Consider the following 25,426-nt stretch of genomic DNA (forward strand, 5'->3'; position numbering starts at 1 on the left):
ACCCTTCCCTCACAGGTACAACCCGGTTCCGTGTTCGGTGCGCTCGCTGGCGATCGCGTGGACGTCGCGCTCGCGCATCACCAGGTAGGTCTGGCCGTGGACCTCGACCTCGTGCTGGTCCTCGGCGTTGAACAGCACCCGGTCCCCCACCTGGATGTTGCGGACGCTGGTGCCAACGCCCTGCACGTCCCCCCAGGCCAGTCGTCGGGCCATCTGCGCGGTGGCCGGGATCACGATGCCGCCGGTGCTGCGCCGCTCGCCGTCCTCGGTGGAGAGGCGCACGAGCAGGCGGTCCTGGAGCATCTGGATCTCGAGCTTGTGTTCCACCACCGGAATGGTAACCGTCCACTCGCAGGCGACCCGCAGCCGTGGTATCAGTTCCGGTCGAGCCCGCCGAGCACCAGGGCCAACCGGCCCGGGCCACCCGGCCCCACGCGCACCGGCACCCCCCAGTCCTGCCTGGTCAGGTGGCACGCCCCGTGCTCGGCGCCGTCGTCGTCGCAGCTCGCCGCCTGCGCGACCACGTGCAGCACCCCCTCGGTGAACCCCTCGGCCACCACCAGCCGCCTGCTCAGGTCCGTCCCCGCGCCCGCCCCGTCGGCCAGCAGCCCGGGCGGCGAGGAGGTGACCTCCAGCCGCGTCGACGGCCCCCACCGCTGGTCGAGCTTCTGCCCGGGCGGCGGCTCGAACACCACGGCCAGCTCCAGCTCCCCCGCGGCGATGTCGGTCGGCGGTCGCTTGACCTGGTGCGCCTGCCCGTCGACGAGCTGCGCGGCGGCCACCGGCCGCTCCAACCGGTGCGCGGCGGAGGCCACGACCACCAGTTCCCCGTCGACCAGCACCGCCCCGGACGGCTCCGCCAGCCCGGTCGCCAGCGTGCTCACCAGCCCGGTCGCGGGGTCGAACCGGCGCAGCGCCCCGTTGTAGGTGTCGGCGACGACCACGCTCCCGTCGGGCAGCGCGGTCACGCCGAGCGGGTGTTGCAGCAGGGCCTGCTCCGCGTCGCCGTCGCGGTGCCCGAAGTCGAACAACCCCTTGCCGACGGCGGTGTGCACGGTGAACGCGGTGTCCACCCAGCGCAGCGCGGAGGTCTCCGCGTCGACCAGCCACAACCGGTCCCCGGCGGCGGCGAGGCCGGAGGTCTGCGCGAAGAACGCCTCGGCGGCCGGCCCGTCGTTGAGCCCCTCCACCGTCGTCCCGGCGAACCTGCGCACGGTCCCCGCCACCGGGTCGAACAACCCCAGCGTGTGGTTGCCCGCCATGGCGACCACCACGCCACCCGCGGGTTCCCACCACACCAGGTCCCACGGGCTGGTCAGGTCGATCGCGGTCGCGGGCCCGTCGGTCGGCCCGTTGCGCCACTGCGCCCCGGTCCCCGCCACCGTCGACACCGCGCCGGTCACCGGATCGATCCCGCGCAGCAGGTGGTTCACCGTGTCCGCCACGACGAACCGGTACCCCACCACCTCGGCGACCGCGTCCGGCAGCACAGCCACCCCGGAGGGTTCGGAGAACGTCGCGTCCGCGCCGTCCTCCCGCCCCCGCTCCCCGGTGCCGAAAGCACGCAGGACCGTCTCCCCGTCCCGGTCCACCTCCACCACCCGGTGGTGCGCGGTGTCGGCGACGAGGATCGTGCCGTTCCCGGAGTCCACCGCCTTCGCCGGGAACCGCAGCTCGGTCACCTCCGGCACGGGCGGCGCGTACGGCCCGTCCCCCCGGTGCAGCGTCCCCTTCGCCCCGTGGGCGGCCACCACCTCGCCGACCACCCGCCGCAGCGCCTCCACGTGCCCCTCCCCCGCGGCGACGTGCACGACGTACCCCTCGGGGTCGACCACCACCAGCGTCGGCCACGCCTTCACCGCGAACGCCTGCCACGTCGTCAGCTCCGGGTCGTCGAGCACCGGGTGGTGCACCCCGTACCGCTCCACGGCCGCCGCCAGCGCCACCGGGTCCGCCTCGTGCGCGAACTTCGGCGAGTGCACGCCCACTGTCACCAGGACGTCGGCGAACTCCTCCTCCAGCGGGCGCAGCTCGTCGAGGACGTGCAGGCAGTTGATGCAGCAGAAGGTCCAGAAGTCGAGCAGCAGCACCTTGCCGCGGAAGTCCCCCAGGCGCAGGTCCCGCCCACCGGTGTTGAGCCAGCCCCGACCGACCAACTCGGCCGCCCGAACACGGGGCAGCCGTCGCGTTGATGTCACAGGCAGAGTCAACACAAAGTCTGACGAGGGTGTTTCACCGCCCACATGGCAGGACCGGTGGTCCCGACCACCGGTCGACGATCCCAGCGCTGCTCGCAGCACTGGCGGACGAATCCCCCGTTTGTACACTTTGCGGTATGGCTGAGCTGCCGATCAGCGAAGTGCGCGATCATCTTGGTGAGGTCGTGGCCAAGGTCGAGCACGCCCACGAGTGCACCATCCTGACCCGGCACGGTCGTCCGGTGGCCGCTGTCGTCTCCATCGATGACCTTCGACAGCTGGAAGTGGCTGAGGACGAAGCCGATCTGGTCGCAGCCCGGGAGGCGCTGGCGTCCGCCGAAGCGCGCGCATCCCACCAGGATGTCCTTGCTGCGTTCGGTATCGCCTGACCGTTGCCGGGTGGGCAGCGGCGGCACCGCGTCGTCCACCAAGTCAAGGACACCGAGGTGGTGGCTGTCGTCCGGGTCGACCGTTGTCGTGAGGTGTACCGCGATCTCTGACCTGCGGGCAGGTGCCTGGGGCTCGTACATGGAACGGCCCCCGGGTGGAACCCGGGGGCCGTCGCGCGTCAGTGCTGTGGGATCAGCGTCCTCAGAACGCCGACTCGTCCAGCTCCATCAGGTCGTTGTCCGCGCCCTCGACGATCTTGCGACCGGCCGACAGCTCGGGCAGCACGTTCTTGGCGAAGAACGACGCCACCGCGACCTTGCCCTCGTAGAAGGCCTTGTCCTTGCCCGCCGCGCCGCCGTCGAGCTTGGCGATCGCGACCTCGGCCTGCCGCTGCAGGAGCCAGCCGACCAGCAGGTCGCCGGTGGCCATCAGCAGGCGGACGCTGTGCTGGCCCACCTTGTTGATGCTCTGCGGGTCTTCCTGCGAGGCGGTCAGGTACTGGATCAGCGAGCCCAGCATGCCCTGGACGTCCTCAAGGGCCTGCTTGAGCAGCGCGCGCTCGTTCTTGAGCCGCCCGTTGCCGCCCTCGGCCTCGATGAACTTGCCGATCTCGCCCGCCAGGTACGCCAGCGCCTGGCCCTTGTCGCGGACGATCTTGCGGAAGAAGAAGTCCAGCGACTGGATGGCGGTGGTGCCCTCGTACAGCGAGTCGATCTTGGCGTCGCGGATGTACTGCTCGATCGGGTAGTCCTGCAGGAAGCCGGAGCCGCCCAGCGTCTGCAGCGACTGCACCAGCTGCTCGGTGGCCCGCTCGGAGCCGACGCCCTTGACGATCGGCAGCAGCAGGTCGTTGACCCGCTCGGCGAGCTTGAGCGCGTCCTCGTCGCCGTCCTTGGTCCAGATCTGGTCCTGGAAGGTCGCCGTGTACAGGTACACCGAGCGCAGGCCCTCGGCGTACGCCTTCTGCAGCATCAGCGAGCGGCGCACGTCCGGGTGGTGGGTGATCGTCACCCGCGGGGCGGTCTTGTCCAGCATGTTCGGCAGGTCGGCGCCCTGCACGCGCTCCTTGGCGTACTCCAGCGCATTGAGGTAGCCGGTGGACAGCGTGGCGATCGCCTTGGTGCCGACCATCATCCGGGCGTACTCGATGACCTGGAACATCTGCGCGATGCCGTTGTGCACCTCACCCAGCAGCCAGCCCTTGGCCGGGACGCCGTGCTGGCCGAAGGTCAGCTCGCAGGTGGTGGACGCCTTGATGCCCATCTTGTGCTCGACGTTGGTGACGAAGGCGCCGTTGCGCTCGCCCTTGGCGCCGGTCTTCGGGTCGAACAGGAACTTCGGCACCAGGAACAGGCTCAGGCCCTTGGTGCCAGGGCCGTGGCCCTCGGGGCGGGCGAGCACCAGGTGCATGATGTTCTCGGTCAGGTCCTGGTCGGCCGAGGTGATGAACCGCTTCACGCCGTCGATGTGCCAGGAGCCGTCGTCCTGCTTGACGGCCTTGGTGCGACCGGCGCCCACGTCCGAACCGGCGTCCGGCTCGGTCAGCACCATGGTGGCGCCCCAGGCGTCGTCGATCATCATCCGGGCCCAGCGCTTCTGCTCCTCGGTGCCGTTGTCGTCGATCACCGTGGCGAAGCTGGGGCCCGCCAGGTACATGAACAGCGGCGGGTTCGCGCCCAGGATCAGCTCGGCCGCGGCCCACTGCACCGACGGCGGGATGCCCAGGCCGCCCATGTCGTTGTTGAGGCTGAGCCGCCACCACTCGCCGTCCCAGAGGGCCTGGAAGGACTTCTTGAACGACTCGGGCAGCGTCGCGCTGAACGTCTTGGGGTCGTAGACCGGCGGGTTTCGGTCGGCGTCGGCGAACGAGTCCGCGAGGGGGCCGGTGGCCAGCTTGTTCAGCTCGGCCAGCGCACCGCGCGCGGTGTCCTCGTCCGAGTCGGCCAGCACACCCTTGCCCAGGCGCTCCTGCACGCCGAAGACCTCGAAGAGGTTGAACTCGAGGTCGCGGACGTTGCTCTTGTAGTGACCCATCTGGTTGCTCCGTGTCCCTCACGCTCGTGCGGGTAAGTCAAGCCGCGAGCAGAAGCGTGCTACTCACCGGTAACAACAGGGTATTACTTGCGGGTAACCACGGCAAGGAAAGTCGCTCGGATGGCGGTTGCGGAGCTGTGCTTCCGATCACGTCCCGTCGTCCGGCGAGCGCCGGGGCGGTGGCGCGATCAGCACGCCGATCTTGAACGCGACCGCCACGGCGTGTGTCCGGTCCCGTGCGGAGAGCTTCCTCAGGATGCTCTTCACGTGGGTCCGCACGGTCTCCACCGAGACGTAGAGGATCTTGGCGATCGCCTGGTTCTCCAGGCCGTCCGCGATGAGCTGCAGGACCTGGAACTCGCGCCGGGACAGCGGCTGCTGCTCGGTCTCCCCGATCTGCGCCAGCCGGGCGCGCGGCGCGGCGACGGTGGCCGCGAGCGCCGGGTCGACGTAGCGGCGGTCCCGGTGGGTGGCGCTGATCGCCTCCAGTAGCTGCGGCGGTTCGGCCGAGCGGAGGATCACACCGTGCACCCCCGCGGCGATCGCCGTCGCCACGTACTGGGTGGTGCGGTGGCCGTCGCGGACCAGGATGAGGATCACCAGGTCGGGGTTCGCCCCGCTCAGCGTGTGGCTCAGGTGCTGGCGCGGGTCGAGGCCGGAGTCGATCAGCACGACGTCCGGCCGGTACCGCTCGGCGAACTGCAGCGCGCCCTGCGGGGTGTCGGTGGCGCCGAGCCAGCGCAGGCCCTTCGTCCGCAGGACCAGGGCCGACAACCCCTCGCGGAACATCGGGACGCCGTCGACCAGGGCCAGGGACAGTCCCGCGGCCTCGGTGCCGACGGGTCTGGGGGTGGTGCTGCGTGGCATCAGTGTGTCCTCCTGGGTGTCACTCGACCGTGCTACGTGACGCCGCCATCGGCATACCGTGACGTGCAGTTTTCTGTCTCGGACCACCCGGTCGCAAAGTCACCTCTAAAGGAGGCGCCCATTGTGACTCGCACCACAGACATGGTGGTGGTCGCCGTCCGTGCTTGTCCAGATCCACGAGAGTGATTCATCCGCAACCGGCGGGGTGCGGGAACTGTCGGTGCACCGGGTTAGGCTCGTACCGAAACCCGGTGACCGACCCGTCGCAGTGGGTGAGCGCAGTAGGTGAGCGCGCAGTGGGTGAGCGTGCTGCGTGAGTGCTCTGCCTGGGTGCGCCCAGTGGAACGCGTGGAGTCCGTGGGCCTCCGCGCGAGCGGGTCGGTCGGGGGCGTGCCGTGGGGGCTGTGCCCGGACCGGGGATCCGACGAGCAAGGGGGGCGACGTTGGAAGCAGGAGCGGTCCGCAACGCGGACGAGTGGTTCCGGCTGATGGTGGAGACCGGGCTGGCGCCGGGCCTGCGGGCCCTGGGCCTGTCCGGCATGGGCAAGCGCTTCCGGGTGCTCGCGGACGGGCAGGTCGGCCAGGTCGCCATCCTGCAGACCAGCACCCCGCGCAGCACCAGGTTCACGCTGACGCTCAGCGTCAGCTCCACCGACGAGTGGAGTTCGCAGCTACGCATCCGGCCGTACCTGCGCGCCGCGGGACACACCGCGGGCGCCTGGCAGGAGCGCATCGGCGACGTGATGCTCGTCGGCAGCGGCGTGCCGATCGGCGACCTGTGGTGGCAGGTCGACGCGGGCAAGCCGTTCACCAGGGTGTCCAGGGAAGTGCTCACCGCGGTCCGGGAGTTCGGCCTGCCCGCGATGCGCGCCCAGATGCGTGCCAGGGCCAGCTGACCCCGAGCCCGTCGCCGGTTCGCTGCTGGCCCACCTGGAGCCCGCCGACCGGCGGCTGCTGCTCGACCACGGCACCCCGCGCACCTTCCCCGCCGACGAGGTCGTCCTGCGCCAGGGCGACCCCACCGACCACGTCCTCGTCCTGGCCTCCGGCTGGGTCCGGGTCGACGCGGTCACCCGGGACGGCGGCGAACTCCTGGTCGCCTTCCGCGGCCCCGGCGACGTCCTCGGCGACCTCGCCGCCCTGCACGACAGCACCGAGGCGCCCACCGTCCGCACGGCCACCGTCCGCACGCTGACCGCGATCACCACCGTGCAGTTGCGCCGCGAGCGCTTCGTCGAACTTCTGGAGACCCGGCCGAGCATCACCCTCGGCCTGGCCCGCCAGATGGCCTCCCGCCTCGTCCAGGCCGAAACCGCCCGCACCGACGCCGCCACCCTCGACGTCAACCACCGCGTGGCGGTCTACCTGGCCCGCCTCCTGCCCGCCCACGGCGTGCGCACCCCCGAGGGCGTCGTCCTCACCCTCCCCCTGACCCAGCAGGACATCGCCCACTCCATCGGCGCCTCCCTGCGCGCGGTCGCCCGAGCCATCTCCCTCCTCCGCGACCGGGGCATCGTCGAACCACCGGCCCGAGGCCGCATCCTCGTCACCCGCCCCGAGGTCCTCACCGCATTCCTGGGCGACACGCCAAATGGCACATAGCCGACCTGCACGCTGTCAGCGCCCCCTCCCGGAAAACGGAGCACCCTCATCCGTACCGGGCCCCAAGGAGGACACATGAAGCTTCTGCTCACCGCCGCAACCGCCACCCGCGCCGCGACCTGGCTCTGCCTGACCGGCTGGTTCCTCGGCTTCATCGTCGGCAACGCGGTCTGACGCGCACGCGAAGAGGGCGGGCCACCCGGTGTGGGTGGCCCGCCCTCTTCAGCGCGTGGAGCGGATGACGGGAATCGAACCCGCGTATTCAGCTTGGGAATCTGACCGATCTGCCGCCGCAGTGCCCACGACCTGCGGCTGAGCCCTGCCCTGGTTGACCGCTGTTGACCCCTCGTGACCCGTGCTTATCGCACGCTCATTGCACGGCAGTGGCACGCCCTGCCTGTGCTCCCACTCCCACGAACCCACAGCATGATCCGCGCCTACGCCTCTGGCACCGCCTCGCCGAGCAGGGCGCGGATCGTGCTGTGGGCACCAGGGGTCCAGGGGCGGGGCGCCCTGGTACCTCTCAGGTCAGCTCCGCAGAGCACTCTTCGATCACGGCACAGACCACCGCCACTAAGTTCATGCCGCTCTGCTCCCCACCGTGCCGCCTGCGCGGTGCGGCGCTCCCGACCCGTACGCCAGGCCGCGCCGCGCGCCCGCGCGGCCGTGAGCGAAGCGGCAGGCCGCGCCGTGGCGCGATGGACCCGGCCCCCAGCGCCACCGGACAGGCCCACAGCGCCGCGCCGCGCAGGCGGCGCGGCCTTGATCCCATAGAGCCAAATTCGGCAACGCAGTCACCAGCACCTAGAACAAGACACCCTCAACGGCATCATCTACCGCAGCATCTGGCCCTTCGGTCGTCCATACCGTAAGTAGGGGATCCAACTTGCCTGCGACTAGTGAGTCATTAACTGCGGGTAGATCGAACACCGATTTCATCGTCTCGTCATTTATCGTCGGACGATTAAATGCGACGATCCCGTCGTAGAGGTACTTCAAAACCTCCGGCCTGATTCGATACTCTCCCTCCACTAGGCGGAAGTCATCGCGCCGCCCCCAACGCACGTCAAGCAGACTATCCAGATAGCCTTCCCTAAGGAATAGGGGGTCTAAGTTGGCTACCAGAGCGCCACGAACCTTCAAGGAAGATGAATCGTCGCGGTAGTATGCTCCAAACTTGAGAAGTTGGTACGTCCCCTTCTTGATGTCGTCTGTTCTACCCAAGCCAGGCTTTGTTTTATTTGAATCAATCTCATCTCCCCAGCCATTGACGAGATACGTAAGCGCCATTTGCTTAGGCGTCCGCCTGGTCTTAGGTATTCGATAAGCCTCGTACAGGTCCTGCCAGGCGGACAGGTACCGCAGAAAATTGCCGGGCTCCCTCATAAATTGGGTTAGCTGGTCGTATGGCCAACCTTTGTCATTTATCGGCCCCAGCGGTATGCTCCATGACCGATGGGGTATAGCCAGCGAAATTGGAACATCTCGAATCGGCATGTCAACGAGCGAATGCTGAGCATACTCGGTTAGTTCGCCATCGATGTCGGTTTGGAGCGACTCTTTGAGGTCGACGATCAATGGAAAAGTCACCATGGGAGATGCTTTGATCTCAAATAGGAGGAGTAGGCCTTCTCTGAATCCAATCACATCGACATCATGCGACTGCTTCGTAATCGTAGCTATGGCTAGAGGTTCTTCATTTGCGGTGGCGAGTAGCTCCAGAATCAGTGCCGTAACAACTGTAGTTATTTCGCCGATATGATGGCTGGTTGGTTTATGTTGCGCGCCTTGGAGCCGCTTTTCGAGGCCGTGGTCCAGACAACAAGCTGGGCATTGTTTCAGGAATGAATAATACGCTCTAGGCGCTTCTCCACTCCTATGACAATATATCCACCGCGAGTTTACAACTCTACCGTGAAGATATTCGGCATTGGTTACAAGATCAAACGCAGCCGAGAGTGTCAGATTGAACAAGGTGCCGTCAGAGAAGGCTTGTTGGAGGCGCTGATCGCCGAAATTTCCTGACTGGGCAGCATCTCGATACGCCTGAAACATGACGCCGAGGAGCCTACTCGCGCGCCGCCCGTCTATGTACTGCGTGTTCGTCAAGCTTCTATCCATAAGCCTGACAAGATCCGAAATCTTTCCGGCTGCGGATGAGTCCGAGTACTCTGGGAACGTAATCACTCAGACCGCAACCTCAAAGTCCATCCGAGTTTGTTCTGGGGCCCCAATTTTCACCTCTGTTAGATACGATTCAATTGAGTGCTTAAAAACCCAACGGACGGCGGGGACGCATACCGCGTCACCGAAGCCAAACAATGCATCCTGTTCTGACTGTGGAAATACGAAGTCGGGAGATAGAGAGGGAAGACCGACCCCTTGGAGTCGGCCACTTTCAATCCCAAGTATCCGACGAACTTTAACATCGCCACGTGTAAGCTGGACCACAAACTGGATCGAAGAGCCACCTTTTGGAGTTCGCAAACAGCTAGCAAGGTCGTCCGCGCGCAGGTTGAAAATCTGTTCCCGAAGGCCTCGCCGTCGCCCACGTCGAACAGCGGTGATCCGCATAGTGGCTTTGGCTTTGACCAGATTGTTCAGACGCGTGCGGTGATCGACTTCAAGGTGATCCCAAAAGTAAGCCATTCTCTCGGCATCCCACCATCGGGGATCATCGTCTGGCAATTCCAAAAGTACGTCACTAAGTTGCAGCTGCCGGATGGGCAGATCGGGGAAATCAAAGAAATGCCAGGGCAGTGAGCGGTTCCGATCGTAAACCTGGCGAACCTTATACCGTCTAATGTGCGTGTCCGGCATCTCGGCACTACCGCCGAGTTCTGGATCCTTCACGCCAATGACGAACACGCGGTTGCGAGCCTGTGGTATGAAATGCTTTGCATCAACCTGAACTAGATCGATCGCGTATCCAAGGCGGCTGATCTCATGAAGCAAAATATCAATGCTAGCCCCTTCATGCAACGTCAGCAGGCCAGCGACATTTTCAAGAAGAAGAAATTTTGGAGCTTTTCCGAGTTTCGTTAGAGACTCAATGTGCTCCAGAAAGGACCAAACTACCCCACTGTGCGCAGCATGGATCCCTTTACGTCCACCTGCTTGGCTTAGGTCAATGCAGGGAAACGATGCGGTAGCCAGCTGTGCAGCAGGTAGATCTTCTACTGGCACTTTCTGAATGTCACGTTCATCGATCTCTACAGACGGAAAGTTGTTCTTATAAGCTTGCGCCTTTTTCGGATCGTTGTCATTAGCGTACAAGCATTTCCATCCAAAAGAAGCAATTGACTCGTGGATCAGACCGATCCCAGCGAAGAACTCGATGAAGCTTCGATCTGCAAAGGGTCCATCGGTATGCCCCGTTTCAAGGCTGGTCTGTGTGTCCACGCGCTGGATGGTACTAGGCCTTGCGGCTCGCTAGAGCTATCGACATGCGTAGGACGGACCCTTGCGAGCGCCTGCTCGTCCAGGCCGGAGCGCCAGCCTCGCAGGTCTCGCCCGGGAATCTGGTTCCCAACACGTCAGCGAGTACTGTCATCCTGGTGATGACAGTATCAGCGCTAGGCGACACCATCTGGGGATCTTGCCTGGTTTATTCGCATATCCGATCCTCGATACCCGCGCGCCTAAAGGCATTAGTATCGCTTATCGAGTCGCAAATTGCGATCGTTTGATAAGGGATATGTCCATAATTACAAAAATAAAAAGATAGAAACGTCTTGCGAAATTTTATCACAAGAGGTCGATTTAGCCTTTTAATGTTACGGGTATGTCCAATCCCGGGAAATCGTCCGGTAGCCTAAGGATGAACTTAAAGTAGCTTAACTCGATAATCTCTGCATTGATTCGGCGGTCGACTTTATTCGTATTTTCTTCCACAAGTCGATAACATGGTTCGCCTGACAGGCGAAAATGTAGTTAAGGGCGGTGGCGGAAAGTGTTGATGAAAGATTATCGGTGACTCACTGGGTCACGTGTAATAGGGCTTCACTCGCTTCTGCTGGCCGTGTTCGATGCGGAGTCGAATGGACGGGTGGATATTCAGAGTGTCCAACTCTGCCTGGTTGATCCATAGTACTTCTTTACTTTCGTCGCTGGTTTGCACTTGGCCGCCGATGGGAGTGGCGCGAAAACAGAGTGAGAATTCTTGACGCACTTCACCGTTTGTAAACTTAATAATGTGTGCCGGGTTGCTGTAAACACCGATCAAGCCCGTGACCTCGACATCGATGCCGGTTTCCTCCTTGACTTCCCTAATTACCGTGGTTGTCAGGGTTTCGCCCAACTCCAAGGCTCCGCCTGGGATAGCGTAAAGATCGTTGTCGGTGCGGCGTATCAAAAGCAATTTGTCTTGGTCGTCGACCACATAAGCTGTGACAGCAACGACGATGCTATTTGGCTTTGGAGCTTTGGGGTCGTTGTAATAGTCAATACGAGCCATGTGAGTCTCCTACCACTTGGGGGTTTTGGCTGAACCCCAGACGCTGTCGAAGCTTTCGGAGTAGGTCTCGAAGAGGTCGCCTCCGGAGAGGCGGCGGAGGTGTAGGAGTGGGGCGTGGCCTCCGGCGAAGCCGTAGACGTGGGTGTTGACGAGCATTTCGTCGTCGAAGCGGTAGATGCTGTTGTAGAGGGTGGTGCCGTGGACGCGGATGGTGGTGTGGGGGGCGTCGGTCAGGGGTTTGAAGAAGGCTAGGGCGTTGCGGGCCTTGGCGGGGATGGCTTCGCGGCCGATGCCTTCTTCTTCGCCTCGGCGGGCGAGTTCGCGGGCTGCGGGATCGCCGATGAGGATGCGGATCTTGGTGCCGCTTTCGCCTTTGGCTTTGAGGGTGCGGATGAGGCGGGGGTTGTCGGCTAGGAACATGCCTGCGTAGATGAGGACTTCGATGTAGCGGCCAGCTCCGGCCAGAAGGTGTTCCCAGAGGTCGTTAGGGACGGAGTGGCGGTGGGGGTAGACCTTGATGATCTCGGATGTGCCGATCTCGGATCGTCTGGCAGGGGCGACGGCGTCGGGCCAGAGGTAGTTCTCGGTCTCGCGGACCATGGCGGCGATGGTGTGGCGGTGGCGGGGGTAGGGGGTGCGGGACTGGGTGATCCAGCGTTCGACGGTCTTGGGGTCGACGCTGGTTGCCTTGGCGACGTGGTCGAGGTCCAGGCCGTTGCGTAGGAGTGCGTCTCGTAGTCGTTCGTTCGGCATGGTCTCCCCGGTTGATCACGTCTTGGGACGTCTTCAGGGTACGCGAGACGTCCTTAGATGTCCTGCTGTGTGGTGTGCTCGTCCTTCGTTTTGGTCGACATTGGTGTCATGCCCCGGAACAGGCCGGGGTGGTTGACCAGGAGGAACAGCGACATGCCTGTCATCCCTACCCGGTTTGCGGTGGACTTCGGGGACGTGTTCCCGCTCGGCGCGTTCGTGCTCGGGGTGGAGCCGTCCATGGCGTTCTCGGACAACCCGGCGGCGCCGAAGGTGCAGGAGCGGGACAAGGAGACCGGTCAGCTCGTGTGGACCGTGCGGGCCTTGGACGCGAACGAGGAGGCGGCGCGGTTCGGGGCCGAGTTCAAGGTCAAGGTGACCGCTGACCACCAGCCGGTTCCCCCGGCGAAGGCCAGCGGGTTCCCGTTCGCGGCGGTGGAGTTCGAGGGGCTGACCATCACCCCGTACGCCAACAACAAGGGGCGGATCGCGCACAGCTTCCGGGCGTCGGGGATGCGGGCTCCGGTTCGGGGAGCGAAGCCCACGGTTGAGCAGAAGCCGGCCGCGTGAGACCCGGGGTTCTCGGGATGCGTGACATGGTGCAGATCAACATTGACGCCGACCTGCCCATACAGGCGGCGGCCCTGCCTTACGCCGACCGAGTGGAGATCCGGTTTGGGAAGGCGTTCCCGGTCGTGCTGGTCGTTGACCGGCTCGCGCTGGATCGGCTGGCGGCGGCGATCGAGGACGGCAGGCAGCAGCTCGACGCGGCGGGGAGGCAGCAGTGAAACCCGCACAGCAGGGCAGGACGATCCTGTCGTTCCCCGCGTCGGGGCTGGCGGTCCCGGAAGAGTTGGCCGAGCAGTGGACGGCTGCGTACCACGCGTACGTGCAGGCCGTGGAGATGCCGCCTGAGGCTCCGGGGGTGGCTCGGGCGATAGCGGAAGCATCGTGGTCGGTGGCGGGACTGTGGCGGAAGATCGCCCAGGTTCCCGTACTGCCGTGGTGGTCATCGGCGGCGGCGAGTACGGCGGCTGAGGCGTTCGAGGTCCAGGCCAACGAATGGGCGATGCGAGCGGGTCAGCGCGGACGGGTGGGTGGTCGCCGGTGAAGAAGATGAAGGAGCCGCGCACGTTGGCGGAGGCGCACGCGTTGTTGAGCCCGCTCTGTCCTGACCCGAGTCGGCCGCTGGCTGAGCGGTTGGCGTTCTACCGCCGCTCTGCGCAGGTGTACGAGCGGATCGCCGAGATTGACCGGGCGCACCACCATGAGGCCCTGTACTGGGTGAGCCGCGAGCGGGCGAAGGCCGAAGAGATCGAGGGTCGTATCAGGCAGCAGCGGGAGGTGTCGGGGCGTGTTGATTCTGCGGGATGAGCCGGTGTACGCGGGCATGGTGGAGTCGTGGCCTCCGGTGCAGCAGCGGATCGTCGCGGCTGTCGTGGATGCTGAGGCGGATCGGTTCGGGTACACGGTGCGGGACATGGCCGCCCGGTTGGGGATCTCGGCGGCGACGTTCAACCGGTTGGAGAACGGCAAGCGCCCGGTCTCGGTCGCGGAGGTCGCCGGGTGTGGGGTGATCTTCGGGTGGGACAGGTCCCGTCGTGACTGGATGGAGGAGATGGTCCAGGTCCAGGGGCGGGAGCTGCCGGAGAGTACTCGTCGTGACGAGGTTGTGAAGATCATGGAGACGATCACGGCGCGGACGGTGTATGTCGCTCCGTGGTGGCTCCCCGAGGCGTTCCGGACCACCGCGTATCAGGCGCGGATGAGCGGGAAGGTCCCGGCGGCCTCGTCTGAGGAGTGGCTTCCGGTGCGGTGGCGTTCTCCGGGAACGCTGTTCGTGCATCAGCGGGTGCTGGCGTCCGCCCGGTTCCCGGAGACCGTGTTGGCCGAGCAGCGGCGGCACCTGGCGCTTCTGGTCGACCAGCGGGACCTGGTGGTGCGGATCGTCCCGGAGCGGGATCGGGGCTTCGGCGAGGATGAGGCGTTTCGGCTGGTGACTCTGGTCAAGGGGCAGACGGTGGTCTGCCTTGATCACCGGACGGTCTCGTTCGTCCTGGACCACCCGGACGATGTCGGCTTCTACGAAGGGGTCGTGGCTGACCTGACCCGAGACGCTTACGACGCGCACAAGTCCTACGAGCTGTTGACCCGGAAAGTGTTCACAACCTGATCTGACAAGTCCATTGTGGATAATCAAACACACGCTGGTCGTGTGGCGGTGAAGCACGCCCCCATTGGGGTGCATGTCAAGCATGGGCACAGAAGCGGGTTGGTTTGGCGGCCTCCGCTTCTGTGCCTGTCCACTCGCAGGAGCAGACGATGGCAACAGTAGAAGAACCTCCCGGTGCCCGGTCAAGTGGGGTCACCCGGACGCGATGTGACACGTGCAGGCGCTTCGCCCGGTTGCTCCCGGGTGATCGGGAATGCGCGGCATGTGCCGGGGTGCTGGCGTTGCGGTTCGGCACGATCACCCGGCCCTCGGACACCACGGTTCGGGGTGGTTGGTGATGGGGCGCGGGAACAGTCGGTGGGTTGACCCGGCCCCGTTGGAGGTGTCGCGGCCTCGGCTGCCGTGGTGGACGTTGCTGCCCGGGAAGGCGAAGCTCGTGCTGGCCCCGGTGGCGGCGGTCGTGGTGGTGGTGTGGCTGCTCGCCAAGGTCGTGCGGCTGGCCTGGTACTACCCGACCTCGGTCATTGCGGGGCTGATGGGTGTGGGGGTCTATCGGCTCGGGCCGTGGTGGCTCGGCGGCCTGGCCCTCGTCGTCGCTGCGGGTCTCGCGGCGTGGTGCTGGCGCGATGTGGACGGGTTCCGCAGGTGGACGCGGTGGGGGCGCACCGAGGTTCGGCGGGCGTTCGTCTACGCGCCGCAGTGGCGAACAGTGATGCGGCTGACCTCCTTGGATGGGAAGGCACGGGGACGGGAGTACCTGCCGAAGCTGCGGCGAACCCGGTCGGACTGGTGGCGCGACGTCGTGCGGGTGCGCATGGTCAAGGGGCAGGCGCCGGAGCAGTGGGAGGCGCGGGCCTCGGGGCTGGCCCACGCCTTCGGGGCGCTGTCGTGTCGAGTGCGGGTGCTGCGGCCTGGGTCGTTGGCGTTGGACTTGGTGCACGCTGATCCGCTGGCCCGGGTGTTGCCGGTGCCGAAGTTGGCGGAGGAAGCCGCGGTGGATCTCCGCCGGGTGACCATCGGCCGCACCGAGACCGGCAAGCCCTGGCGGCTGCGACTCCTCGGCGGGCAACACCTGGTCGTCGGGGTCCAAGGGGCAGGCAAGAGCTCAATCCTGTGGGCGGTGCTGTGGGCTCTCGCACCGCTGATCCGGTCCGGGGCCGTGCGCCTGGTGGGCATCGACCCCAAGGGCGGGATGGAGCTGGGGCAGGCACCGGAGCTGTTCCACCGGCTCGCCTATGACAACGGCCCGGCCGCTGTGGAGCTGCTGGAACAGGTCGCGGTGGAGGTACGGGAGCGGGCCGGGCGGTACCGGGGTGTACGCCGCTGGTGGTCCCACGCCACCGGGGAGCCGTTCACGCTGCTGGTGGTCGATGAGCTGGCCGACCTGATCGCCTACCAACCCGACCGCAAGCTGCGGGAACGGGCGCAGACAGCGTTGCAGACAATCACCTCACAGGGGCGGGCACCGGGGTTCGGGGTGCTGGCGTTGGTGCAGGACCCGCGCAAGGAAATCGTGCCCTTCCGCAACCTGTTCACCACCCGGGCCGCGCTGCGCCTGGATGAGGCCACCCAGGTGGACATGGTTCTTGGTGACGGTGTCCGGGCTCGGGGTGCGAACGCGCATGAGATCAGCGAACACACACCCGGGGTGGCCTGGGTCAAGGAAGACGGGCGTCGGGAACCGGTCCGGGCTCGGGCGTTCTACCCGACAGACACCGACCTCGTGGAGCTGCGGCACTTCGTGGCCGGAACGTCGGCGGCGATCATGCCGTTCCCGGGCCGGGCTGTGGACGGGAGTGAGGCGGCATGAGCGCCACTGAACAGGACGCGGTGGTTCGGGTTCGGGAACCGCTGTCAGCGGACGTGATCACAGCTACCGCTGAGCGGCATGGGGTGTGCGTGCGTCCGTTCACGATGGAGGTCACCGAATCCGAAACCGGTGCCGTGCGGTACATCGGCGTTCCCTGCGGGTCCACAGTGGAGTCTGTGTGTGCGCCGTGTGCGAAGAAGGCGCGGGCGTTGCGGATGGTCCAGTGCCGAGAGGGCTGGCACATGACCACTGAACCAGTCGACCAGCGCGGCGAGCCCACCGCCGATCAACGGGCGGTCGTGGAGTACCGGGCCGATCTCGTGGCGGCTTACCGGGAGGCGGTCGAAGCGGGTCAGGCCGGGGACGCGGACGAACTCCGCGAAGAGATCCGCACCGTTGATGACGAGCTGCACGCGCTGGGGGTGCGTGGGCGGATGCCCAATCCCGACGGCGCGGGCAAGAAGGCTCCGAAGCGGTCGACCAGGCGGCGGCAGGACGCGCCGAATCTGCCTCGGCGGAAGGTCGAAAAGCGCACCCTGGGCCGGGAGTACGCCGGGGGCTATCGCCCGTCGATGTTCATCACCCTGACCTGCGATTCCTACGGACCGGTCCGCAGTGACGGGTCGCCAGTGAACCCGGGCAGGTACGACTACCGGCGGGCGGCCCGGGACGCGGTGCACTTCGCCTCCCTGATCGACCGGTGGTGGCAGAACCTCCGCCGGGTCGTGGGCTGGGATGTGCAGTACTTCGCCACCGTGGAGCCGCAGAAGCGGGCCGCACCGCACCTGCACGCCGCTATCCGGGGGTCCATCCCGCACGAGGTCATCCGGCAGGTCACGGCGGCCACCTACCTCCAGGTCTGGTGGCCTGCGCATGACGAGCTGGTCTACCCCGGGGACCGGGTGCCGGTGTGGGCTGACGGTCGCTTTGTCGACCCGGACACCCGGGAGCCGCTGACGCAGTGGGCTGATGCGGTGGAGGCCGTGGAGCACCCGGCGCACGTGGTCACCTTCGGGGCGCAAGTGCACTCCAAGGGCATCCTGGGCGGCAGCGAGCAGGCCGGGCGGCACATCGGCTACCTCACCAAGTACCTGACGAAGTCCACCGGTGAAGTCATCACCGCCGACACCGACCGGCAACACGACCACCACGACCGGCTGCACGAACAGCTCTCGGTGACGCCCTGCTCCCCTCGCTGCGCGGTGTGGCTGCTCTACGGGGTCCAACCGCTGGGGACCACCAGCAAGACCATCCCGGGGCACTGCAAGGGCCGGGCACACCGCCGGACCACGCTCGGGCTCCCCGGGCGGCGGGTGCTGGTCTCGCGGAAGTGGTCGGGAAAGACCCTCGCCGACCACCGGGCGGACCGGAAGGCATTCGTCGCCCAGGCCCTCGCTGAGGTCGGGATCGTCAAGGCCGAACCCGACCGATCCCGGCAGGTCTGGCACAAGGTCCAACCCGGTGATCCGAACGTGCCACCACGGGCTCACCTGCTGATGCACGCCATATCCGAACGCATCCGGTGGAGAGCCGAATATGACGCCGCGCTACTCGCGGCGCAACAGCCGAATCTTTCAGCAACCCAAGCGCTCGCGGCTTGACCAGGGGGAGACATGGAAAAGAGATACCTGACAGTGCAGGAAGCGGCTCACTACCTGAACACTTCGGTGCGGTTCGTGCGGCGCATAGTGGCTGAGCGGCGAATCGCGTTCCACAAGGTCGGTGCGCACGTGCGCTTGGGGCTTGAAGACCTGGACTCGTTCCTTGCTGATGGTCGGGTTGAGCCGGTCACCTCGGCGTCGGTGTGGGCGCACCTGCGGGAGGTGGCCTGATGGCAGGCAAGAGGCGGCGTCGGTTCGGGTCCGTGCGCAAGCTGCCGTCTGGGCGGTTCCAAGCCGGTTACCTCGGGCCGGATGGGCAGCGGCGGTGGGCACCGGAGACGTTCGAGAGCAAGACGGCCGCAGAGAAGTTCCTCGTCAAGGTTGAAAGCCTGATGATGGCCGGTGAGTGGGCGGACCCGGAGAAGTCGAAGGTCAAGCTCGGCGACTACATCGAGCAGTGGATCACTCAGCGGCCGAAACTGAGCCCTCGGACAGTCGAGCTGTACCGGTGGCTTCACTCGAAGTACCTGCAAGACCGGCTCGGTGATATGGCAATGGGAAAGGTCACGACCGCAGTTGTTCGACAATGGCGGGTTGATCTCATCACCGGTGGCGTTTCTGAAACCATGATCGCAAAGGCGTACCGGTTGCTGCGGGCGGTCTTCAACACCGCTGTCGATGATGACCGGATCTTGGTTCGGAACCCCTGCCGGATTCGTGGTGCTGATCAGGAGTCCGCCGCTGAGCGGCCGGTGTTGTCGGTGGCGCAGGTGTTCGAGTTGGCTGACCGGATGCCGGTGCGGCGGTACCGCGTGATGATCCTGCTGACCGCGTTCTGCACGCTTCGGTGGGGTGAGGTCTCGGCGCTGCGTCGATGCGACGTGGCGGAGGACGGCAGTTGGGTCCGGGTCAGTCAGGCGTTCACGGAGGTGGTTGGGCAGGGGCTCGTCATCGGGCCGCCGAAGTCGCGGGCCGGTGTGCGGACGCTCGCGGTGCCCGTGGCGATCCGGGCTGACCTGGTCGCGCACCTGGCCGAGTTCACCGGGCCTGCGGCGGACGCCCTGGTCTTCACCGGGGAGAAGAAGCGTGCGCTTCGGCGGTCCAACTTCAGTCAGCGGGTGAAGTGGACCGAGCTGGTGGCGGAGATGGGGCTCAAGGGCCTGCACTTTCACGACCTGCGGCACGCGGGCAACATCTGGGCGGCTCAGGCCGGGGTCAGCACCAAGGACCTCATGGCGCGCATGGGGCACGACGACATGCGGGCCGCGCTGATCTACCAGCGGGCGACCAGTGAGGCGGACCTCACGATCGCTGACCGGCTGTCCGCGCTGGTCGACCGGCACCGGGAGAAGCCCACCGAGAGCTAGTCGCACGTTCGTTGCATGAGGGGGTAGCCGTAACAGCAGAGGCCCTGTAGTCGGAAATCCGCTTACAAAGCCTTTGGTTGGTGGAACAGCTCTGGAGTGGGATGACGAGAATCGAACCCGCGTGTTCAGCTTGGAGCTGCACCCCGCGACGTAGCGGCTGTCACGTTCTCATGTGGTCACCGTGGACATCCTCGTCACAAACCTGAAGTTGGCTGGCAGTGTCCCGACGCTTGCCTTGCGGTCGGCGCTGGAGAGTAACATCCCTATGGCGCATGTCGACCTGTCAGGTAGACCTTTGGCCTGTGAGCATCGACCGGACCGGTCGCCGTTCTTGCATTGAAACGAGTGGGACGAATGAGAATTATTGAAGGCTGTCGTAATCGCTTTTCTCGATCGACCCGACGATTTATGTCATTGGTGACACTGTCTTCGTTGGTTGTAATTACTGCGGGTTGCTCGAACTCCCCAGCGCCAGCGCCGCCGGCTACGGCTACGGCTACGGTACCGAGTGTCACGCACCCTAGTTCTATTGCTGCGACGGTTGACTGCGGCGACGACGGGGTTGCGAATGTCACCGCGCAGTATGGATCCGGGGAACCTCGGAAAGCTTTGGTAGGTCGAAACCCCACGACGGCCGGAGTAGGTGGCCAATCCAGTTTCTCGGAGAATTATGGAACGGCGCCAGGCTATGGAGACGGCACTCTGACGATCACCACGACACCCACGCGTGGAACTTGCACCACCACCCTGACTGACTTTGATGCGGGGAAGGTGATTGCTGAGCAGCGGTCCTCTGGAAGGGTCTCTTTTGTTGCAATTGTTCGAGAGTCATAAAATAGTACTGCGTAGATGAAAATTTGATTTGGCGGCTGGCTCCGGCCGAGAGGTGTTTCAGAAACCACTGAACACAAAGTGTTGGCAGGATAGACCTTGATGACCTCGGAGGTATCGGGCCCGGATCGTCTGGCGGGGCGACTGTGCCGGGCCGGAGATGGCTTTCGTGGACCACTGCGGCGGAGGCTGCGCTAGGGATGCAGGCTTGGGCGATCCAGCGCTTCATGACGTGAAGGTCGATGCCGGGGCACGACGACATGCGGGCCGCGCTGATCTACCAGCGGGCGACCAGTGAGGCGGACCTCACGATCGCTGACCGGCTGTCCGCGCTGGTCGACCGGCACCGGGAGAAACCCACCGAGAGCTAGTTGCACGCTCGTTGCACGAGGGGGTGCCCCAACAGCAGAGGCCCTGTGACCGAAGATCCGGTTACAGGGCCTCTGAGCTGCTAAAACAAGCTTGGAGCGGATGACGGGAATCGAACCCGCGTATTCAGCTTGGGAAGCTGATGTTCTACCATTGAACTACATCCGCAAGACGATCAAAGGGTACACGATCCTGTCCCGCGGTCGGTGGCCGGGGTGGGTCGAGGCGGTTCTCATGCCACCTTGATGACAACTTTGCCCGAGCTGTGGCCGTTCTCGACGGTGGCGAGGGCGGCCGGTGCGTCGGAGAGCGGGTGGACCGTGGTGATCACGGGTGTGAGGACTCCGTCGAGGGCCAGCCGGGCGGATCGCTCCAGGTCCTCGCGGTCGATGCGGCGCTCGACCAGGCGCCCGCCGAGGTCGGGCACGGACACGTCACCCACGGCGATGACGTTGCGGGGGTCGCCCGCCAGTGGGGCGACCGCCCGCAGCGAGGTGCCGCCGACCAGGTCGACGATCCCGTCGACGCCGTGCGGAACCAGCTCGCGTGCCGCGGCGACGACGTCCTCGGCGGTGTAGTCGATGAACCGCACCCCGACGGCCTCGGCGGACTCGCGCTTGGCGGTGCTCCCGGTGCCGATCACGCGCAGCTCGCGCCCGGCGGCCAGCCGGGCGACTGCGAGTCCGACCCCGCCCCCGACCCCGTTGACCAGGACCGTGGCGCCTGCCGGGAGGTCGAGCTGGTCGAGCGCGTCCACCGCGGTCGTCCCGGCCACCGGCAGCGTTGCCGCCACGGTCGCGGACAGGCCCACCGGGGTGCGAGCGGTGTTCTGCGCGGACAGCACCGTCGTCTCGGCGTAGGTGCCGCCACCGGTGAGTGCCAAGCCGAAGACCGCGTCGCCCACCTCGAGCCCGTCGACGCCCTCGCCCAGGGCGAGAACGGTTCCCGCTGCCTCCACGCCCAGGACGCGGGGGAACGGGCGCCCGCCGTCGAGCCCGGGGACCAGACCCGCGCGCAGGAGGTGGTCGAGGGGGTTCACGCCCGCGACGTCGACCCGGATCAGCACCTCACCGCGACCGGGGGCGGGGTCGGGGCGGTCGAAGAACTCCTGCACCTCGGGCCCGCCATGCCTGCTGAAACCCCACGCCTGTCCCATCTTCTGCCGCCTCCGGTGTGATCGGCCCGGTGGTTCCGGGCTCCGCGGTCATCCTCACCGCTCACACCGGTGTCAGGGGCAATCGGCTGTGGCGCGGGTCACGGCATCACGCCCGTGGGTGCCCCCGGTTCCGGGGCCGTGGACAGCTCCGCCCGGTGCAGGCTGTCGGCCCGCTCCGGTGCCGCTAGCCGATCTCCTCACCCTTCACCGGTGTGAGCGCCATCGCCGCCACCGGGGCGACCGCCGCGATCAGCAGTGCCCACACCCACCCCGCGGCGGGCACCAGCGCGCCGAAGACCGGGGCGACGGCGAGGGCCACCGCGTTCTGCCCGGTGTTCTGGATGCCCAGCGCCCGCCCCGCCCAGAACGGGCCCGCCAGCTCCGCGGTCGCGGTGAAGCCGAGGCCGTTGTCGGTGACCGAGATGACCATCGTGGCGACCAGGCCGACCGCCGCCAGCCAGGGCGCCACCTGGTCGCCGACCGCCCACAGCACCAGGGCCAGCGCCGCCCCGGCGGCGATGGCGCGCATCGGCCGCATCCGGCTGGCGACGCGGTCGGACCACACGCCCGCGCCGATCCGGCCCGCTGCGCCGAGGGCCTGCACCGCCGCCAGCAGCGCGCCTGCGGCCACCGGGTTCCAGTCCTGTTCGGACACCAGGTAGGTCAGCGCGAACGTGCCCGCCACGAACTGCGGCACCACCAGCAGCGCGCTGGCCAGGTGCACCCGCACCAGCCGCCCGCCGCGGTAGGGCGAGCGGGTGGCCGCCACGGACTTCGCGGGTTGGCGCGGTGGGTCCAGCAGTGCCAGCGCCACCAGTACCGCGCACACCAGGCACAGCGCGGCGGGCACCAGCAGCGCCGCCCGGTAGCCGAACGCCCCGGCCGCCGGGGGCAGCGCCAGCGCCGCGATGCCGACGCCGATCGGTTGGCAGGTCTGGCGGATGCCCATGGCCAGCCCGCGCTCGGTGGGGCCGAACCAGCCCAGCACCGCCCGCCCGCTGGCCGCGCTGATCGACGCGGAGAACACCCCGGCGACGACCAGCGACGCCGCCAGCGCCGGGATGCCGGGCAGCAGCGCCGCGGCCAGGGCGCCCACGCCGGTGCCGGTCATGCCGATGGTCATCACGACCCGCTCGCCGAACCGGTCGGCCGCCGCGCCCCAGGCGATCAGCGCCACCAGCACGCCCAGCACCGGGGCGACGGTGATGCCGCCCGCTTGGGCGAGGTCGAGGTCCTCGGCCGCGCGCAGGGCGGGGATCAGGAACGGCAGCCCGTAGACGAGGGTGCTGGTGGCGGCCTGGCCCGCGACGGCGACGGCGAGGATCAGCCACCGCCTCCGGGTGCGGTCAGCGGTCTCGGTCATATCGTTAACGTAGCTAAGTGATCCTGCATTGCGGAACCACTATCCCACATCGCGAACACCTGGAAATGCGGAAGGGGCCGCGACCAGCAGGTCGCGGCCCCTTCTCGGGTCAGGTCAGTTGCCCGCGGTGGGCGACTTGTCCTCGTCCGGCAGCGGCGTGCCGGTGCCCACCTCGTCGGTCGGGGTGTCGGCGGGCTCGGTCTGGCCCCGCTTGACCGCGGCGAGCAGCAGTTGCGCCACGTCCACCACCTCGACGTGCTCGCCCGCCGCGCCGTCGGCCTGGCGGGCGGTGACGCCGTCGGTCAGCATCACGCGGCAGAACGGGCAACCCGTGGCGATCTTCGACGGCGCCGTGCTCAGCGCCTCGTCGACCCGGTCCAGGTTGATCCGCTTGCCGATCCGCTCCTCCATCCACATCCGGGCGCCACCGGCGCCGCAGCACATCGAGCGCTCCTCGTGCCGCGGCATTTCCCGCAGCTTCGCCCCGGACGCGCCGACCAGCTCGCGCGGCGCCTCGTAGATCTTGTTGTGGCGGCCCAGGTAGCACGGGTCGTGGTAGGTGACGTCCTCGGCGACCTTGGCCACCGGCACCAGGCGCCGCTCGCGCACCAGCTTGTTCAGCAGCTGCGTGTGGTGCACGACCTCGTACTTGCCGCCGAGCTGCGGGTATTCGTTCGCCAGCGTGTTGAAGCAGTGCGCGCAGGTCACGACGACCTTGCGCTTGCCAGCCTCGCGACCCTCGAAGACGCTGTTGATGACCTCGACGTTCTGCTGCGCCAGCATCTGGAACAGGAACTCGTTGCCCGCGCGCCGCGCCGGGTCACCGGTGCAGGTCTCCTCGGAGCCGAGGACCACGTACTTCACGTCCGCGGTGTGCAGCAGCTCGGCGACGGCCCGGGTGGTCTTCTTCGCCCGGTCCTCGAACGCGCCCGCGCAGCCGACCCAGAACAGGTACTCGGTGTCGGCGGCCAGTTCACCGTCGAACACCGGCACCTCGAAGTCCAGTTCCTCGGTCCAGGCGAGCCGGTCCTTGGCGTTCTGGCCCCAGGGGTTGCCCTTGTTCTCCAGGTTCTTGAACATGCCGCCCAGCTCGGACGGGAAGTTCGACTCGATCAGCACCTGGTAGCGGCGCATGTCGACGATGTGGTCGACGTGCTCGATGTCCACCGGGCACTGCTCGACGCAGGCGCCGCAGGTGGTGCACGACCACAGCACCTCGGGGTCGATGACGCCCAGCTCGTCCACGCCGCCGATCAGCGGGCGCTCGGCCTCGGCCAGTGCCAGCACGTCGATGCCCGCGTGCGGGTTGTCGCCGGTGAGGCCGATCTCCTCGCCCATCATGTCCTTCTTGCCCCCGGCGAGGAGGTAGGGCGCCTTGGCGTAGGCGTGGTCGCGGAGCTGGGTGATGACCAGCTTCGGCGACAGCGGCTTGCCGGTGTTCCACGCGGGGCACTGCGACTGGCAGCGGCCGCACTCGGTGCAGGTGGTGAAGTCCAGCCAGCCCTTCCAGGTGAAGTCCTCGACCTTGCCCGCGCCGAAGACGTCCTTCTCGGGGTCGGCCTCCTCGAAGTCGAGCGGCTTGCCGTCGGACATCATCGGCTTGAGGGCGCCCAGCGCCACCCCGCCGTCGGCCTCGCGCTTGAAGTAGATGTTGAAGAACGCGCTGAACCGGTGCCAGGCCACGCCCATCGTCATGTACTTGGCGACGACGTAGACCCAGACCATCGCGCCCATGAGCTTGATGAACGCCAGTGCGGAGACCAGGTTCGGGCTGGCGGGCAGGATCTCGCCGAGCGGGTTGGACACGAACGCGGCCCAGGTGGGCAGCTCGTGCGCGCCGAGCGCGGCCTTGCCCGCGCGGACGCCGAGGATGCCGATGCCCTCGAAGATCACCACGGCCTCGACGAAGTACGCCTGCCAGAAGTTCGAGCCCTGGAAGCGCGACTGGCGGTCGGCCCGGCGCGGGTGGTTGCGCTGGCGGATGATCACCAGCGCGACGCCGCCGATGATGGTGGCCACGCCGAGCAGCTCCATCAGCAGGTGCCACAGGTTCCAGTGGTCGAGGACCGGCCAGCCCCAGGTGGGGACGAACACCTCGCCGTAGGCCTCGAACAGCGCCGCGGAGCCGACCAGGAAGCCCCACATGACCAGCCAGTGCGCCCAGCCGACGTGCCGGAACTTGTTCATCCGCGTGTGCGCGGCGAACTCGGTGATCAGCGTCTTCATCCTGGGCACGAACGGGCCGTTGCGGGTCGGGTCGGGCTGCCCGAGCTGGACGACCTTCACCATTCGCAGGATCGTGCGAACGAACATGCTCCAGGCCACGAGACTGACCGCGACGGCGATCAGACCGAGGATTAGCTGCACGGCACCCATGCTGTGGTGACCTTCCGTCAGTCGGTTTGGGGCGAGACCCTACGCCTTCTTACTCGCCAGTAACCAGGTAAGCGAAGCCTAAG

The 25,426-nt window shown here is 66.5% G+C and carries 23 protein-coding genes and 1 tRNA gene; 12 read left to right on the plus strand and 12 right to left on the minus strand.

Annotated features, from left to right (window positions below):
* Window positions 1-9: 9 nt before the first annotated feature.
* Both L6E12_RS19035 and L6E12_RS19040 read right to left on the minus strand, forming a co-directional pair.
* Complete coding sequence (locus L6E12_RS19035; protein ID WP_084176032.1) at window positions 10-303, minus strand: co-chaperone GroES; 294 nt, start codon at window positions 301-303, stop codon at window positions 10-12.
* Window positions 304-374: 71 nt separating this feature from the next.
* Window positions 375-2,198 (minus strand): NHL domain-containing thioredoxin family protein, encoded by a 1,824-nt coding sequence (locus tag L6E12_RS19040; RefSeq protein WP_236229273.1) that lies wholly within the window; start codon window positions 2,196-2,198, stop codon window positions 375-377.
* A 137-nt stretch (window positions 2,199-2,335) separates the two neighbouring features.
* Between L6E12_RS19040 and L6E12_RS19045 the strand changes: the two genes are divergently transcribed.
* On the plus strand, window positions 2,336-2,587 hold the full coding sequence (locus L6E12_RS19045; protein ID WP_236229274.1) for a type II toxin-antitoxin system Phd/YefM family antitoxin: 252 nt from the start codon (window positions 2,336-2,338) through the stop codon (window positions 2,585-2,587).
* A 202-nt stretch (window positions 2,588-2,789) separates the two neighbouring features.
* Here the strand turns inward: L6E12_RS19045 and L6E12_RS19050 are convergent, their stop codons facing one another.
* Complete coding sequence (locus L6E12_RS19050) at window positions 2,790-4,622, minus strand: acyl-CoA dehydrogenase (RefSeq protein ID WP_236229275.1); 1,833 nt, start codon at window positions 4,620-4,622, stop codon at window positions 2,790-2,792.
* A 147-nt stretch (window positions 4,623-4,769) separates the two neighbouring features.
* The gene (locus L6E12_RS19055; RefSeq protein ID WP_236229276.1) at window positions 4,770-5,489 is read right to left on the minus strand and encodes a response regulator transcription factor; all 720 of its coding nucleotides are present in this window, start codon (window positions 5,487-5,489) and stop codon (window positions 4,770-4,772) included.
* Window positions 5,490-5,932: 443 nt separating this feature from the next.
* Here L6E12_RS19055 and L6E12_RS19060 point away from each other — a divergent pair, with 443 nt between their 5' ends.
* Window positions 5,933-6,385: a DUF4304 domain-containing protein gene (locus L6E12_RS19060; protein WP_236229277.1), complete on the plus strand. Its 453-nt coding sequence runs from the start codon at window positions 5,933-5,935 to the stop codon at window positions 6,383-6,385.
* Entirely contained in the window at window positions 6,369-7,091 is a 723-nt protein-coding gene (locus tag L6E12_RS19065; RefSeq protein ID WP_236229278.1) for a Crp/Fnr family transcriptional regulator, read from the plus strand. Before L6E12_RS19060 ends, L6E12_RS19065 begins: the two co-directional genes overlap by 17 nt.
* Before the next feature lie 804 nt (window positions 7,092-7,895).
* On the opposite strand, the gene L6E12_RS19070 is transcribed toward L6E12_RS19065, so the two are convergent.
* From L6E12_RS19070 to L6E12_RS19085, 4 genes are all read right to left on the minus strand, one after another.
* Window positions 7,896-9,278, minus strand: coding sequence for a hypothetical protein (locus L6E12_RS19070; RefSeq protein ID WP_236229279.1), 1,383 nt, complete (start codon window positions 9,276-9,278; stop codon window positions 7,896-7,898).
* Complete coding sequence (locus tag L6E12_RS19075) at window positions 9,279-10,493, minus strand: DNA cytosine methyltransferase (RefSeq protein WP_236229280.1); 1,215 nt, start codon at window positions 10,491-10,493, stop codon at window positions 9,279-9,281.
* Between the two features lie 583 nt (window positions 10,494-11,076).
* Window positions 11,077-11,547, minus strand: coding sequence for an NUDIX hydrolase (locus tag L6E12_RS19080; protein ID WP_236229281.1), 471 nt, complete (start codon window positions 11,545-11,547; stop codon window positions 11,077-11,079).
* A gap of 9 nt (window positions 11,548-11,556) precedes the next feature.
* Window positions 11,557-12,300, minus strand: coding sequence for an XRE family transcriptional regulator (locus L6E12_RS19085; protein ID WP_236229282.1), 744 nt, complete (start codon window positions 12,298-12,300; stop codon window positions 11,557-11,559).
* Window positions 12,301-12,453: 153 nt separating this feature from the next.
* Between L6E12_RS19085 and L6E12_RS19090 the strand changes: the two genes are divergently transcribed.
* The 9 genes from L6E12_RS19090 (at window position 12,454) to L6E12_RS34815 (ending at window position 20,450) form a co-directional block, all read left to right on the plus strand.
* Entirely contained in the window at window positions 12,454-12,867 is a 414-nt protein-coding gene (locus tag L6E12_RS19090) for a plasmid replication, integration and excision activator (protein ID WP_236229283.1), read from the plus strand.
* Between the two features lie 17 nt (window positions 12,868-12,884).
* On the plus strand, window positions 12,885-13,085 hold the full coding sequence (locus L6E12_RS19095) for a hypothetical protein (RefSeq protein WP_236229284.1): 201 nt from the start codon (window positions 12,885-12,887) through the stop codon (window positions 13,083-13,085).
* A 328-nt stretch (window positions 13,086-13,413) separates the two neighbouring features.
* The gene (locus L6E12_RS19100; RefSeq protein WP_240013229.1) at window positions 13,414-13,671 is read left to right on the plus strand and encodes an AMED_5909 family protein; all 258 of its coding nucleotides are present in this window, start codon (window positions 13,414-13,416) and stop codon (window positions 13,669-13,671) included.
* On the plus strand, window positions 13,652-14,470 hold the full coding sequence (locus L6E12_RS19105; RefSeq protein WP_236229286.1) for a Scr1 family TA system antitoxin-like transcriptional regulator: 819 nt from the start codon (window positions 13,652-13,654) through the stop codon (window positions 14,468-14,470). The genes L6E12_RS19100 and L6E12_RS19105 overlap by 20 nt, the downstream gene beginning before the upstream one ends.
* Before the next feature lie 382 nt (window positions 14,471-14,852).
* Window positions 14,853-16,280: an FtsK/SpoIIIE domain-containing protein gene (locus tag L6E12_RS19110; RefSeq protein WP_308075019.1), complete on the plus strand. Its 1,428-nt coding sequence runs from the start codon at window positions 14,853-14,855 to the stop codon at window positions 16,278-16,280.
* Entirely contained in the window at window positions 16,277-17,881 is a 1,605-nt protein-coding gene (locus L6E12_RS19115) for a replication initiator (RefSeq protein WP_236229288.1), read from the plus strand. Before L6E12_RS19110 ends, L6E12_RS19115 begins: the two co-directional genes overlap by 4 nt.
* Before the next feature lie 12 nt (window positions 17,882-17,893).
* Window positions 17,894-18,112: an excisionase family DNA-binding protein gene (locus L6E12_RS19120; protein WP_236229289.1), complete on the plus strand. Its 219-nt coding sequence runs from the start codon at window positions 17,894-17,896 to the stop codon at window positions 18,110-18,112.
* On the plus strand, window positions 18,112-19,248 hold the full coding sequence (locus tag L6E12_RS19125) for a site-specific integrase (protein ID WP_236229290.1): 1,137 nt from the start codon (window positions 18,112-18,114) through the stop codon (window positions 19,246-19,248). The genes L6E12_RS19120 and L6E12_RS19125 overlap by 1 nt, the downstream gene beginning before the upstream one ends.
* Before the next feature lie 1,073 nt (window positions 19,249-20,321).
* Entirely contained in the window at window positions 20,322-20,450 is a 129-nt protein-coding gene (locus tag L6E12_RS34815) for a hypothetical protein (RefSeq protein WP_255683273.1), read from the plus strand.
* 92 nt (window positions 20,451-20,542) lie between these two features.
* Here the strand turns inward: L6E12_RS34815 and L6E12_RS19130 are convergent.
* The 4 genes from L6E12_RS19130 to L6E12_RS19145 all read right to left on the minus strand — a co-directional run bounded on the left by L6E12_RS19130 (window position 20,543) and on the right by L6E12_RS19145 (window position 25,343).
* Window positions 20,543-20,616: transfer RNA gene (locus L6E12_RS19130), tRNA-Gly, on the minus strand.
* A 64-nt stretch (window positions 20,617-20,680) separates the two neighbouring features.
* The gene (locus L6E12_RS19135) at window positions 20,681-21,604 is read right to left on the minus strand and encodes an NADP-dependent oxidoreductase (RefSeq protein ID WP_236229291.1); all 924 of its coding nucleotides are present in this window, start codon (window positions 21,602-21,604) and stop codon (window positions 20,681-20,683) included.
* 184 nt (window positions 21,605-21,788) lie between these two features.
* Window positions 21,789-22,967, minus strand: coding sequence for an MFS transporter (locus L6E12_RS19140; RefSeq protein WP_236229292.1), 1,179 nt, complete (start codon window positions 22,965-22,967; stop codon window positions 21,789-21,791).
* 114 nt (window positions 22,968-23,081) lie between these two features.
* Entirely contained in the window at window positions 23,082-25,343 is a 2,262-nt protein-coding gene (locus L6E12_RS19145; protein ID WP_236229293.1) for a (Fe-S)-binding protein, read from the minus strand.
* Window positions 25,344-25,426: the final 83 nt, after the last annotated feature.

This window comes from Actinokineospora sp. PR83 (genome assembly GCF_021056305.1).
Classification (GTDB): Bacteria; Actinomycetota; Actinomycetes; order Mycobacteriales; family Pseudonocardiaceae; genus Actinokineospora; species Actinokineospora spheciospongiae.